This window comes from Olivibacter sp. EAT-5 (assembly GCF_044784325.1).
Taxonomy (GTDB): Bacteria; Bacteroidota; Bacteroidia; order Sphingobacteriales; family Sphingobacteriaceae; genus Olivibacter; species Olivibacter oleidegradans.
In genome coordinates this window covers 3131164-3144444 of record NZ_CP173028.1, presented here as the reverse complement: position 1 = coordinate 3144444, position 13281 = coordinate 3131164, and the positions used below count along the sequence as shown (strand labels likewise).

The window sequence follows — 13281 nt, the reverse complement described above, 5'->3', positions numbered from 1 at the left end:
AACCGAAAGATGGTTCTGTACAGTCCAACAGTATTTTTGGGATAATATAAACGGCAATAGACCCCAGTAGAAATACCGGAGTCTAAAACCATTTAGGATCTCTTTAGATGAGAATTACTTAATCTCAACAACAGCTCCTGCTTCTTCTAGTTGTTTTTTCAAAGCTTCAGCTTCATCTTTAGCAACACCAGCTTTTAATTCTTTAGGAGCGCCGTCAACTAAATCTTTAGCTTCTTTAAGGCCTAAACCAGTTAAATCTTTCACTAATTTAACAACAGCCAATTTCTGACCACCAGCTTCTTTCAAGATTACATCAAAAGATGTTTTCTCTTCAGCAGCAGCAGGAGCATCACCACCTGCAGCAGGGCCAGCAACAGCTACAGCTGCAGCAGCTGGCTCAATACCATACTCATCTTTTAAGATTTGAGCTAACTCGTTAACTTCTTTTACTGTTAAGTTTACTAACTGCTCAGCAAACGCTTTTAAATCTGCCATTTTATTTTAAATTTTTGAATTTACTTTTTTCTATTAAACTATTGTTACTTGAACGGTTTTAATGGTTCCGTTAACCTCTTTCCTGTAAAGTTTTCACCAAACCTGCGATTGTACTTCCACCCGACTTAAGAGCAGAAACAACATTCTTAGCAGGTGATTGAAGCAATCCAATGATATCGCCGATAAGCTCTTCTTTCGATTTCAGAGCAACTAACGAATCTAATTGGGCATCCCCAACAAATACCGAAGCATCAATATAAGCTCCCTTCAAGATCGGCTTATCACCCTCTTTACGGAGTTCTTTGATCAATTTCGCAGGAGCATTACCTGTTTCAGAGAAAAGGATAGTAGAAGCACCTTTTAGCACCCCTTTTAGTTCTTCTGAATCAACTCCGGCTGCTTCTAAAGCTTTAACGATCAATGAATTCTTAGCTACTTGAATTTTGATACCTCTTTCAAAGCATTTGCGACGGATATTGTTAACTTTTGCAACAGTCAAATCAGCAGTATCAGTAATATAGAAATTACCGTAAGATTTGATCTGATCAGTTAAAGCTTGAACAATTTCTTGTTTTTCTTCTTTTCTCATGATTAAATCCCCGCTACTGATTTAGTTTCCACTTGAATACCCGGACTCATTGTTGAAGAGAGGTGGATACTCTTAAAATATGTTCCTTTCGCTGCAGACGGCTTCAATTTCGAAATTGTTTGGATTACTTCCAACGCATTATCATAAATCTTGTCTGCATCGAATGACACTTTACCAACTGAAGCATGAATGATACCGGTCTTGTCAACCTTGAAATCAATCTTACCGCCTTTTACTTCAGTAACTGCTTTACCCACATCTTGGGTAACCGTTCCTGACTTAGGGTTAGGCATTAGGTTTCTAGGGCCTAAAATACGACCCAATCTACCTACTTTAGCCATCACGCTAGGCATGGTAATAATGATATCAACATCGGTCCATCCACCCTCAATTTTGCTGATATACTCATCTAAACCTACATAATCCGCACCCGCTGCTTTAGCTTCTTCCTCCTTATCCGGAGTACACAAAACTAAAACACGTACGGTCTTACCGGTTCCATGAGGCAAGGTAGCTATACCACGAACCATCTGATTTGCTTTACGTGGATCTACGCCCAAACGAACATCGATATCCACGGACGCATCAAACTTGGTAGTGGTAATCTCCTTTACAAGTGCTGCTGCCTCCTGCAAAGTATACGCTTTACCAGCTTCAATTTTGGATAGTGCCGCCTTTTGATTTTTTGTTAATCTAGCCACTTTCTTAAACTGATTTCTGTTAATTAATTGTTCCAGGGTGCATCACCACTTACAGTGATACCCATACTACGTGCTGTACCAGCCACCATTTTCATGGCCGACTCTACTGTAAAAGCGTTTAAGTCGCTCATTTTATCTTTGGCGATAGCTTCAACTTGTTCCCAAGTAACTTTACCTACCTTTTTACGGTTAGGTTCGCCCGAGCCTCCCTTTATGCCTGCTACTTCAATAAGTTGAACAGCAACCGGTGGAGTCTTGATGATAAAATCGAAAGACTTGTCAGCATACACAGTAATTACAACCGGTAATACTTTGCCTGGCTTGTCTTGGGTACGTGCATTGAACTGCTTGCAAAATTCCATGATGTTCACCCCTTTTGCACCTAAAGCAGGTCCCACAGGGGGTGATGGATTAGCTGCGCCACCCTTCACCTGTAATTTCACTAACGCACTGACTTCTTTTGCCATTTTTCGATTTAATTTAAATTACTAAATGTTTGTTAGTAAGTTGGAAGCAATATAACGTAACATTTGTTTTTTTCTCACTCAAGTGGACTAAATTACGAGAAGCCCTTACACTTTTTTAGAGTGCGCAAAAATACAACAAAATTCAGAGAATAACAAAATATTTTTTTGTAAAATCTGAACTTTGTTGTATTAAGGCGAAAAATATTCGTTGGGATCGAGTAATAGAAGATTACTCCTTTTCAACTTGCATATAATTTAGTTCCAGCGGTGTCTTTCTACCAAAGACTTTCACCATCACCTTCAACTTTTTCTTCTCTTCGTTCACCTCTTCTATCTCGCCGGAGAAACCATTAAATGGTCCATCCGTTACTTTAACAGACTCTCCCACATAGTAAGGAACATTCATCATCTCGCCCTGCTCACTCATTTCATCTACTGTTCCCAATATGCGGTTAACCTCAGCTTGTCTCAGCGGAATGGCATTACCAGCTTTGTCACCTAAAAATCCGATGACACTATTGATATTCTTTATAACATGCTCCAATTCTCCATCTAAAGCTGCTTCGAGTAAAACATATCCCGGATAATAATTTCTTTCTTTGGCGATCTTCTTTCCCTCGCGCATCTGAAAATATTTCTCCATCGGGATTAAAACCTGAGGAACCAAATGATTTATTCCTAAGCGATTAATCTCAGCCTCAATATATTGCTTTACTTTCTTCTCTTTACCGCTTACCGCGCGTACAACATACCATTTCAATTGCTGATCTGCCATTCTATAATCCTCCTTGATTTTAGGCCGTCGTACCGTAAAAAAGTTTCAATATTGCACTTGATGATTGATCCATTGCTAGTACAATCAGTGCTATGATGATTGACGCAACAAGCACCACCACCGCTGAATTCTGCAACTCCGACCATGTTGGCCAAGACACCTTCTGAGTCATCTCATGATAGGAGTCTTTTATAAAATCAAGTACATTTGCCATTGTATGATAGAGATATGTTCTTTAGACTTTAGCTAACGGTTCACTGTTAACCTTTTCACGCCAACGAAACCGACTGTTATTTAGCACGGGCACAAGGATTCGAACCCTGATCAAAGGTTTTGGAGACCTCTATTCTACCATTGAACTATGCCCGTAAAACGATTAGCTAATTGGCTTTTCACCAATTAGCTAATGCCTATATGCTTAATTAAGCGATAATTTCAGTTACCTGACCAGCACCTACTGTTCTACCACCTTCGCGGATAGCAAAACGTAGACCTTTTTCCATAGCAATTGCGTTAATCAATTTTACGTTGATTGTAACGTTATCACCAGGCATAACCATTTCCACACCTTCTTGAAGCGTAATTTCTCCAGTAACGTCTGTTGTACGGAAATAGAACTGAGGACGGTATTTGTTAAAGAATGGCGTGTGACGTCCACCTTCTGCTTTTGACAATACGTAAACCTCTGCCTTGAATTCAGTGTGAGGAGTTACACTACCTGGTTTACAGATAACCATACCACGACGGATATCAGTTTTTTCAATACCACGTAATAATAAACCTACGTTATCACCAGCCTCACCGTAGTCAAGGATTTTACGGAACATTTCCACTCCTGTTACAGTAGATTTCAAGTTTTCAGCACCCATACCTAAGATCTCAACTGGATCACCGGTATTGATTACACCACGCTCGATACGTCCTGTTGCAACGGTACCACGACCTGTGATTGAGAACACATCCTCGATAGGCATCAAGAAAGGTAAGTCTGTCAAACGTGGAGGAATAGGAATGTAGTTATCAACTGCATCCATCAACTCCATGATTTTGTCTACCCACTGAGCTTCACCGTTCAATGCACCTAATGCAGAACCTTTGATTACCGGGATATCATCACCTGGATATTCATAGAATGACAATAGTTCACGAACTTCCATCTCTACCAAATCCAACAACTCAGGGTCATCAACTAAGTCAGTTTTATTCATAAATACTACAAGAGCAGGTACACCTACCTGACGAGCTAATAGAATGTGCTCGCGAGTTTGAGGCATAGGACCGTCAGTTGCAGCAACAACGATGATCGCACCGTCCATTTGTGCAGCACCTGTAACCATGTTCTTTACATAGTCAGCGTGACCTGGACAGTCAACGTGAGCATAGTGACGGCTTGCAGTTTGATACTCTACGTGAGCGGTGTTGATTGTAATACCACGCTCTTTTTCTTCAGGAGCCGAGTCAATTGAATCAAATGAACGAGCTTCTGACAAACCTTTATCTGCCAAAACTTTAGTAATAGCAGCAGTTGTAGTGGTTTTACCGTGGTCAACGTGACCGATTGTACCAATATTTAAGTGTGGTTTACTGCGGTCAAATTTCTCTTTTGCCATTTTTTATGCGTATTAGTAAGTTAATTTTTATTTTGGTTCTTTTTTATTTACACTTACGAGCCAATGATGGGACTTGAACCCATGACCTCTTCCTTACCAAGGAAGTGCTCTACCGCTGAGCTACATCGGCTTGTTTGAACAACAAAAAGCTAAAGCCGATACCGGTTTTAACTCTTTGATTCAAGAGCGGAAGACGGGTCTCGAACCCGCAACCTATAGCTTGGAAGGCTATCGCTCTACCAATTGAGCTACTTCCGCTTATTTATGATGATTTTATCGGATGTATGTCATTACAACATCTATTTTATCAGAAAATCCGATCGATGAGTACAAACACCAAACAACATCTAAATGGTGGGGGGAGAAGGATTCGAACCTTCGAAGCCGAAGCAACGGATTTACAGTCCGTCCCATTTGACCGCTCTGGAATCCCCCCAACTTAGAGCCCCCTGCCGGGATCGAACCAGCGACCTACTGATTACAAGTCAGTTGCTCTACCAGCTGAGCTAAGGAGGCAATACTATTAAGAACTTTCTACCCTTTTTGGAACCCTCTTTTCTTGATCTGACCCCCTGTGTTCCCTTTGGGACTGCAAAGATAGACAAGAAAGTATTAATTCAAAAAAAAAGTGAAAATATTTATGCTAAAAAAATGCCCGCCTGACCAAATAGCTTAATTATCAGGGAAATATTTTTCCAAATTTTTCCGCTTTCAGATAACTTCCCTTCGCTACAGTTGTAATGAACGAAAAAAATCCCTCAAGGACTTTCTCCTTAAGGGATTCTTCCAATAAAAATTGAATACGACTAGCCGAGCTCTTCTTCCTGCACTTCAGCCAGCACTTCTTTATGATGTGTCACTTTAGTTCTTGTCTTTGTTTTGTGTTTATTTATTTGCCTACGCAATGACTCTATCGCCAAATCCGTCGCTTCTTCAAAGCTTTTGGCCTGCCCTTTAGCAAAAAGCTGATTCCCTGGGATATTTAACTTAAACTCCGTAATTTTATTAGCTTCGTCTTCCACGTTTTCCAGCTTCAGATAACATTCACCTGCTATGATCTGATCAAAAAACTGATCCAGCTTGTCTACACGACGTTGAATAAAGTCTACCAATTTTCTGTCTGCTTTAAATTGAATAGATTGCGTGGTAATGTTCATAAATCCTCCTTTTTTAAGCTTTGGGATGAGCTTGTTTGTAAATAGATTTCAATCGTTCCACAGAATTGTGCGTATATACCTGTGTTGCGACTAGATTTGCATGACCTAATAACTCTTTAATAGCATTTAAATCTGCCCCTTTATTTAATAACGCTGTTGCGAAGCTATGCCTTAGCACATGGGGGCTCTTTTTTTGCTGAGAGGTTATCAGTGACAAATAACGAATTACTACTTGATAAATAAGCTTTGGATAAGCTTGTTTACCTTTTATAGTAACGACTAAAGTTAAGGAATTGTTATCTAAATTTTCAATTTTTTTTAATTTTAAATATTGTTCGATTAAAAGTTTTAAATGAGGCAGCATAGGCACTATCCTTTCTTTATTTCGCTTGCCTAAAATGCGGATCGTCTGATTATAATAGTCGATATCTTTCTCCTGTAATTGTATCAATTCAGTCAAACGCATCCCGGTTCCAAAAAGCAATTCGATAATGAGCCGATCCCGTTGTCCTTCAAAATTGTCCTGAAAGATATGATCGTGATCCAGTAACTGGTTCAATTTATCTTCTTGGATAACGACAGGTAACTTTTTCGGCTTTTTTAAGGCTTTAACCAATAAGGTAGGATTTGCTCCGTAAAGACTTTCCCTTTGTAAGAATTTATAATAGGTACGTAATGAGGATAATATCCTATTAATGGAAGACGCCTCTAGGCCGCTGTCCATCAGTATCGATAAATAGTACCGCAATTGCTTGTGCCCCACTTCCTCAAATGATATCTGTTCGGCAACCCAAAACTGCAGATAACTACGGACATCTTTTTCATAGGCCTTTAGCGTATGTTCGGAATAATGTTTCTCAAACCGCAGAAAGGACATAAATCGTTCTACATACATATCTTCTTTTTTTGGTGTTGACTTGTTTCTACCAATATTTCATCCGAAACGGACACCCTACTTTAAAACTGCTTATACCGCTTTGCATTTCAGTTCTTAAATATCGTAAAAACAGATCATATTATAGCTGTTTCCTAGCCACTTTACCTTTTACAATGAAAAGTTTGACAATGGCTTTCTTATCAACAATGGTGTCTCCTGCATATTCCGGATTGGCCGCTCGCAATACGAGCTTAGTATGATCTGAGTGCGGAAACAGCAATTTTACGGTAACCAATTTATTGGCTTGCTCATTGGTAACAACCAGATAGGCTTCCCCCCAAAGGATCACTTCCAAGTTTGACACTTCCTTAACGATGATTATATCCCCGCCGGTAAATTTCGGGTTCATGCTATCACCGTATATTGGTAGATAGGCTGTACAATCATTAAAAGGACGAAAATTGACATAAAATTCGGGCACTTCCTGAAAAACATCCGCTCCGTTAAATACCATATCGGGCTGAATATTATAAAAAGGTACTTCTCTCTCTAACGATTCATTTGCCGAGCGAACGTCTTTCCCTCCTTGTCTATGCTTATAGGGTATATTTGATAAAAATGGCGCGCCCTCTTTCTTTTCAAGCCACTTCAAACTTATATTATGATAGTCGATAATATCTTTTGCTAACCGTTTTCCTACAACCCTACCACCGTTTTCAATCGACGAAAAATTATTGACATGTTTGGCAATTCCACCATAAAACTGCTCTAAAGTCATCTTTTTTAACAATCGTGCCTCTTTAAATAAAGGCCCTAATTCCGCTCTATCTAAGTGATCTATCATAATATCAAAAAATATTTTTTATAACATAAAAATATACTATATTTGAATACCTCTAAGGTACGCAATTATGAATAACCATCAATACAATTTTTTTAAACTTTAATTTATGGAAAATCTTCACGAAGCAATCCGAACAAGCAACTTTCGTTACCTAACGGAAGATGCTATCCAAACTCCCTTATCTTTTATCGAAAACTTCTGCTATTTTGAAACAGAGGTGGAAACTTTCAGGAAAGACATCCTTTTTTTTCTTCATGCCGCTACAACAAGAAAATCAGATTTCAACGGAAAGTTTTATGTCAATTCTGAAGACTATGCTTATAACTGTCGACAACTAATTTCAGTCATTGAGGTGCTATGGGTACTGTATCATCAACCTATACCTCAGCTAAGAATTCCGGACACCCATCCCCTTTACCAAAAATCATCTTGGGCAACAGACCGTATCGATATTGAAAAAAGAATAAATAGCGGCGCTGCACATTTCAGGAAGCTGGAAAATCGGGAAATAAACGATATCGGATTTTTTTTGGAAGAATTCTTTTTATATCGTAACCTCAATGAGTGGCGAGAAATTTTGGATGACCTGCTAACGTATGCTTATACCAACGAAAGTATCTTCGATGGTACCGAATTATTGTATGAATCTGTTGCGATTTACGAATACCTGGAAAAAGCAGTCGAAGCAATTTTCTTAATTGCAGATCTAAACTTTAAATACAACAAATCAACCGATGATATCCAAACAAAAGGTGATCAGGAAACAAACCTAAACCCTACTGCGCAAATCAACGGAATCACTTTACCCAGCCCAATTCAAGAAGTACCGTCTTTAGATGACGACACCTTCACCAATAACCTGATACAATATCTCGAAAAATTTTGGAGTCATCTGGAAGAGGGCAATGGAAATCATTCATATGGGCCCGTCATGTTTACAGAAACACTTGAAAAGGAACTCCTGTCCTATTTTGAATCTTTTCATCCTAAATTTCTTAGCCGAAATTTCCGGAGAATTTATATGGGATATCTCGAGCATTTATTTGCAAATGGCACCCCCTGGTATTACCATGAACTACGAGCTTTCACCGCTCATATGGACACATTTTTTGAACTTCTGGAATTGGCAGACCAAGAAACCGCACACTGGCCTCAGGAAGATCGTATAGGATGGGATAAAAACTAAACAAAAAAGCCGTTCACAGAACCTTGTTGTGAACGGCTTATATAATTGACATCTACTTTCTAAACCGTATCTTGGTTCAATGATTGTTTGTAGATCGCTTTTTTAATTTGAGTACGGCGGGTAACAGATTTTTTTTCGTATGCTTGGCGCGCACGAAGCTCTCTTAACACTCCAGTTTTTTCAAATTTTTTCTTAAAACGCTTCAAGGCTTTATCTAACGATTCGCCATCTTTTACATTTACGATAATCATGCTCTTTATACCCCCTTTCTATTGTCAAAATTTGGGACAACAAAGGTAAACATTAATCCGTTAAATTAAAAGCGATTTTCAACATTCTTTCACTTTTAATTCCTCTCCTATTTATATTAGATGGCAATGCAGTAAAAACAGCTTATTTCTTAGTCTCCTTTTAGTAGGGTGGCCCTCAACGCTAAAGACGCAATATGTGTATTGGCATAGGTATATTGAACCTCTGCTTTAACAAAACCGCTCCCTAGCAAAAGGCCAAAGCCACCCGCTGCTACGGTTTCATTAATACTCGATTTAAATAGGTCTCTATATTCATAGCCTGTTTCTTCCACCACATCCCGGACATACGCATCATTAATTTTCAGTTTGAAAACACCATTAGTTCCCAAATCACTTGTTTGATGAACAACTCCCCCATGTCCATAAATCTCTACAAAAGAGTTTACCCGATAGTTAAAAAAAGCTAAAGCCTGTTGTGTTTTAGTGTGATGTGATAACTCCAAGGAAGTGCCCGCTGTACTAAAATAGTCATTATTAAAGGTTAAAAAACGTTCTCCGTTCGGTGTAAAACTCGTCTTGTTTCGCATATATGAAAGCAGTAAGTTAACGGTAAAGTTAGGATCTTCATCGTCAGTAAACCATTGAGAAATATTATGTCGGATAGCCCCGCCCCATGCAGATACATCCACTTTACCCTCATTTAATCCTATCGCAAACGGCATTACTCTCAAAGACAATTCGGTACTTTTTCCGAGCCCCACACTCAGTTGCGGCATGACGAAGGGAGTGACTCCTACGCCGGTGCCGATCCCATCAATCATATTGAAATTTGCGCTCAGATAATCACCCGTAACTGGATTAACTAATCTATTGTTTGTGGCAGGGTCTAATAGAAAAACACTGATAGCACCTCCTTTGGCATCTGTGAACATACCAGGGGTTAAAGGGGCAGCGATTACGTTTGCGCTTTGATATAATTGATCCATGCGAATATAACGATTCCCGTCATTGATAGGAATAATAGCGGTGGATCCTACTAAACTAAAAGACAAATGACCTGCCTGCTTCGGTATAGCCCCGCCTTGCCAGCCCTGATTGAGGGAAAAACCAAAATTAGAAGAAAATAAATTGGTATACGCTGCAAAATAGCTGTTACCAAATCGTTCAATATCTCGCACCTGCATTTCATAGTCTTGCAACGTTTGGGCTTGCACCACATTGCTAATCAGTAGAACGAGTAAAAGCCAGCTACACTTCATTAGCCTAGGAATATAGGACACCCTTAATTTAATCATGATTGGAAGGAATGAGAGTAGCATATCCTATTTGAGAGCTACCATTCGTTAAACTTATGTTGAGAGAATCGTAGTCTGATTCAAGAACTTGAAAAGTTAGCTGCTCTTTTAATGCATCCGATACAGCAGGAACCGTAATTCTCAATTCTTTTTGATTTGACCCTTCTAGCGAATAGGTGGCAAACACTTCTGATTTCTCTCCGAAAAGCTCTTCAAAGACGCCACACACACCTTCTGCCACCGGAGCATCAATTTTCACTTTTGCCCCTTTTCCACCCTTATAAAATGTGAATTTTAACCCTTTTACACACTGCCATTCCGGTCTTTCTGTTACATCCAATTTATCCTCATCGTAGATACGGTCAATCAACCAAGTTTTCTCTCCGCCATTCTGATTAAGTTGTTGAAGGGCTAAATGCAGATAGATGGCCGAACTATTAATCGTATTTCTCAGCGTTGCATTGTCAGCATATGAAAAAATTGCCTTACAGCCGGCGCTTTCAATAGACTTTTGGGCCAAACGCCCCAGCTCAGCCTGATTTGACCAGCTGTTAGTTCCATCAGCATACCGAATATCGATGAAGGGAATCGAGGTTTGGTCCGTGGGTAAAACCAGTTGACTCTTCGACAGGCTATCAGGTTCAACGGCATGTTGTCCTTCCGTGAAATCGCGTTCATTGGTATATACCTTTATATAGGCTACCTCTTCAATGGTTTGCTCGGGAAAGATATAGATATAGTCCATTATGTTACAGACTTTATCGTGCTCGCAGCTTGAGAGGCAAAACAAAAGTAGTCCTAAAAATAGTGTTGTAAAAGCTTTGTTCATATTTAAACTTGTTAACATCTGAGCCAATCTCCCTATGGAGTTGGTATTGCGCTTCTGTATCAACCATTCGGCTCATTATTTAATTGAGATCGGCGCATTGTGTCTTGCATTCCCAGATATACGAATAACGAGCAGGCAATGCATATCGTGATATACCAATAAAAGTAATTTTCGTGTCCTATATCTTTAAACCATAAGGCAATGTATTCTGCTGATCCGCCAAACACTGCAACAGTTAACGCATAAGGTAAACCAACGCCCAAGGCCCTAATTTTTGCCGGAAAGAGCTCCGCTTTGACAATAGCATTTATGCTCGTATACCCACTAACTATTATCAATGCTAGCAGTATCAACCAAAAAGCCTGCCATTTATCTTCGACATGTTGTAAAGCATTCAATAAAGGCACCGTAAAAAGAGTTCCCAGCGCACCGAAAGCGAGTAACAGGGGTTTTCTTCCGATTTTATCCGATAGTAAACCGAAAATCGGTTGCAGTCCCGCGAAAATCAATAAAGCAAGAAACGTGATTAAAGTAGCATCTGCATTAACAAGCCCAACGGTATTAACAAGAAACTTTTGCATGTACGTGGAGTAAGTATAAAAAGCCAAGGTCCCCCCTAACGTCAAACCAATGACCGTCAATATCTCCTTAGGGTGCTGTATTAATAGCTGTAAAGAACCTTTTTTTTCCTGTAGTAGTTCCTGTTGTTTAAAAGCTCTCGTTTCATCCAGATGCTGTCTCAAATACAGGGCCACCACCGCCAAAACTGCTCCGATAAAAAACGGTATCCGCCATCCCCACATAAACAGATCCTCTTCGCTCAGTAAAAGCTTCTGTAAAAGTAACTGGATTCCCAAGGCGATTAACTGTCCTCCAATGAGTGTTACATATTGAAAGCTCGAATAGAAACCACGCCTATCGGGTGTAGCCATCTCGGAAAGGTAAGTAGCCGATACACCATATTCTCCACCTACACTCAACCCCTGCAATAATCTTGCAATTAACAACACAATAGGAGCAATCACGCCAATCTGGTTATAGGTAGGCGAACAGGCAATAATCAATGAACCGAGAGACATTAATAAAACAGATAAAGTCATTGATTTTTTCCGACCAAACCGGTCCCCGATAAAGCCAAATACATATCCGCCTAGCGGCCTCATTAGAAATCCAACAGCAAATATAGCTGCTGTATTTAAAAGTTGCAGGGTACGGTTGTCTCCTGGAAAAAAAGAAGCAGAAAAATAAATGGTAAATGCAGAATAGGCGTACCAATCGTACCATTCAACTAAATTACCGATAGACCCTCCAATAATAGCTCTTAAACGTCTCCTTGAAATAGTACTTGACATATGCTTATAATTGATAACAGTACTTGCTTTAGCTGGCAAATTATAAATTTTATTGATTTTTTCTTATTTTAAGCCCTTCAAATCACTATATAAACACTAACCATTCGATGAAAAGAACAGCATCCAAATTCGTTAACACACTCTTTGGCTTGATGGCTATAATATGCCTTCTGATTCCCCAAACATCAATTAAAGCACAGGACAATCAATTCGGAAACTGGTACGCATGGTTTAATAATATTAAATTCAATGCCAAGTGGGGAATGAATAACGATATTCAATTTCGGGCAGGGAAGAACTGGAACGAAAACTCACTTATCTTAATCCGGCCTGGAGTGAATTATTACGTCAGCGCCAATCAAACCGCTTCAGCGGGGTATGCAACGACTCTTGTGACACACAAATTAACAGGTGATCAGCCGCGATTAACGGAACACAGAATTTGGGAGCAATATATCATCACCGGTAGGCTTCTAAATATCCCTGTTCAACATCGATTCAGACTTGAGCAACGTTTTTTAAAGCGTCCTGATGAAAGCGTTTTTACTCAGAGGGCAAGATATTTTATTAGGGGAATTATTCCTATCAATAGCCCTTTACAACAACCCTTTAATAAGGGATGGTTCCTCGCACTTCAAAACGAATTGTTCTTTAACATTCAAAATAAGGATAATGTTAACGGGAGCCTATTTGATCAAAACAGAGCCTATGCAGCTTTCGGCTATCGATTTTCACAAAAATATGATTTAGAAATAGGCTATATGAATCAATTTTCGAAAAGAAATACCCAACCAAATCTGCTAAACCACATAGCGCAGATTGCCTTCTATACACGACTATAGAAGGCTACTGT

The 13281-nt window shown here is 39.4% G+C and carries 16 protein-coding genes and 5 tRNA genes; 2 read left to right on the top strand and 19 right to left on the bottom strand.

Annotated features, from left to right (window positions below; translation table 11 throughout):
• Positions 1 to 114: 114 nt before the first annotated feature.
• The 15 genes from rplL to ACH11B_RS12855 form a co-directional block, all read right to left on the bottom strand.
• Entirely contained in the window at positions 115 to 495 is a 381-nt protein-coding gene (gene rplL / locus ACH11B_RS12925) for a 50S ribosomal protein L7/L12 (protein ID WP_130856890.1), read from the bottom strand.
• Between the two features lie 70 nt (positions 496 to 565).
• Positions 566 to 1084 carry a 50S ribosomal protein L10 gene (gene rplJ / locus ACH11B_RS12920; RefSeq protein ID WP_013665679.1) on the bottom strand — a complete coding sequence of 173 codons (519 nt, stop codon included), beginning with the start codon at positions 1082 to 1084 and terminating at the stop codon, positions 566 to 568.
• A 2-nt stretch (positions 1085 to 1086) separates the two neighbouring features.
• Positions 1087 to 1785 (bottom strand): 50S ribosomal protein L1, encoded by a 699-nt coding sequence (gene rplA / locus ACH11B_RS12915; protein ID WP_013665678.1) that lies wholly within the window; start codon positions 1783 to 1785, stop codon positions 1087 to 1089.
• A 23-nt stretch (positions 1786 to 1808) separates the two neighbouring features.
• The gene (rplK, locus tag ACH11B_RS12910) at positions 1809 to 2252 is read right to left on the bottom strand and encodes a 50S ribosomal protein L11 (RefSeq protein WP_013665677.1); all 444 of its coding nucleotides are present in this window, start codon (positions 2250 to 2252) and stop codon (positions 1809 to 1811) included.
• Positions 2253 to 2481: 229 nt separating this feature from the next.
• A complete protein-coding gene (gene nusG, locus ACH11B_RS12905) occupies positions 2482 to 3027 on the bottom strand; it encodes a transcription termination/antitermination protein NusG (protein WP_013665676.1) in 546 nt (181 codons plus the stop codon).
• 19 nt (positions 3028 to 3046) lie between these two features.
• Positions 3047 to 3241 (bottom strand): preprotein translocase subunit SecE, encoded by a 195-nt coding sequence (gene secE, locus ACH11B_RS12900; protein ID WP_013665675.1) that lies wholly within the window; start codon positions 3239 to 3241, stop codon positions 3047 to 3049.
• Between the two features lie 84 nt (positions 3242 to 3325).
• Positions 3326 to 3396 (bottom strand) — tRNA-Trp (locus ACH11B_RS12895).
• A 53-nt stretch (positions 3397 to 3449) separates the two neighbouring features.
• Positions 3450 to 4637 carry an elongation factor Tu gene (tuf, locus tag ACH11B_RS12890; protein ID WP_013665674.1) on the bottom strand — a complete coding sequence of 396 codons (1188 nt, stop codon included), beginning with the start codon at positions 4635 to 4637 and terminating at the stop codon, positions 3450 to 3452.
• A gap of 58 nt (positions 4638 to 4695) precedes the next feature.
• Positions 4696 to 4767, bottom strand: a tRNA-Thr gene (locus tag ACH11B_RS12885).
• A 55-nt stretch (positions 4768 to 4822) separates the two neighbouring features.
• A tRNA-Gly gene (locus tag ACH11B_RS12880) sits at positions 4823 to 4895 on the bottom strand.
• Positions 4896 to 4989: 94 nt separating this feature from the next.
• A tRNA-Tyr gene (locus ACH11B_RS12875) sits at positions 4990 to 5073 on the bottom strand.
• A 7-nt stretch (positions 5074 to 5080) separates the two neighbouring features.
• Positions 5081 to 5153, bottom strand: a tRNA-Thr gene (locus ACH11B_RS12870).
• Positions 5154 to 5443: 290 nt separating this feature from the next.
• The gene (gene hpf / locus ACH11B_RS12865; RefSeq protein ID WP_013665673.1) at positions 5444 to 5794 is read right to left on the bottom strand and encodes a ribosome hibernation-promoting factor, HPF/YfiA family; all 351 of its coding nucleotides are present in this window, start codon (positions 5792 to 5794) and stop codon (positions 5444 to 5446) included.
• Between the two features lie 13 nt (positions 5795 to 5807).
• Positions 5808 to 6689, bottom strand: coding sequence for a tyrosine-type recombinase/integrase (locus ACH11B_RS12860; protein ID WP_013665672.1), 882 nt, complete (start codon positions 6687 to 6689; stop codon positions 5808 to 5810).
• 121 nt (positions 6690 to 6810) lie between these two features.
• A complete protein-coding gene (locus ACH11B_RS12855) occupies positions 6811 to 7515 on the bottom strand; it encodes a S24 family peptidase (RefSeq protein ID WP_377612344.1) in 705 nt (234 codons plus the stop codon).
• 106 nt (positions 7516 to 7621) lie between these two features.
• Between ACH11B_RS12855 and ACH11B_RS12850 the strand changes: the two genes are divergently transcribed.
• Positions 7622 to 8701 (top strand): hypothetical protein, encoded by a 1080-nt coding sequence (locus tag ACH11B_RS12850; protein ID WP_377612346.1) that lies wholly within the window; start codon positions 7622 to 7624, stop codon positions 8699 to 8701.
• Positions 8702 to 8760: 59 nt separating this feature from the next.
• On the opposite strand, the gene rpsU is transcribed toward ACH11B_RS12850, so the two are convergent.
• From rpsU to ACH11B_RS12830, 4 genes are all read right to left on the bottom strand, one after another.
• On the bottom strand, positions 8761 to 8952 hold the full coding sequence (gene rpsU / locus ACH11B_RS12845; RefSeq protein WP_013665669.1) for a 30S ribosomal protein S21: 192 nt from the start codon (positions 8950 to 8952) through the stop codon (positions 8761 to 8763).
• Between the two features lie 149 nt (positions 8953 to 9101).
• Positions 9102 to 10211 carry a DUF6588 family protein gene (locus ACH11B_RS12840; RefSeq protein ID WP_157622228.1) on the bottom strand — a complete coding sequence of 370 codons (1110 nt, stop codon included), beginning with the start codon at positions 10209 to 10211 and terminating at the stop codon, positions 9102 to 9104.
• Between the two features lie 28 nt (positions 10212 to 10239).
• Positions 10240 to 10992, bottom strand: coding sequence for a hypothetical protein (locus tag ACH11B_RS12835; RefSeq protein WP_377612348.1), 753 nt, complete (start codon positions 10990 to 10992; stop codon positions 10240 to 10242).
• A gap of 143 nt (positions 10993 to 11135) precedes the next feature.
• Positions 11136 to 12428, bottom strand: coding sequence for an MFS transporter (locus ACH11B_RS12830; protein ID WP_377612350.1), 1293 nt, complete (start codon positions 12426 to 12428; stop codon positions 11136 to 11138).
• Between the two features lie 107 nt (positions 12429 to 12535).
• On the opposite strand from ACH11B_RS12830, the gene ACH11B_RS12825 reads away from it, so the two are divergent.
• Positions 12536 to 13270, top strand: coding sequence for a DUF2490 domain-containing protein (locus ACH11B_RS12825; protein ID WP_013665665.1), 735 nt, complete (start codon positions 12536 to 12538; stop codon positions 13268 to 13270).
• Positions 13271 to 13281: the final 11 nt, after the last annotated feature.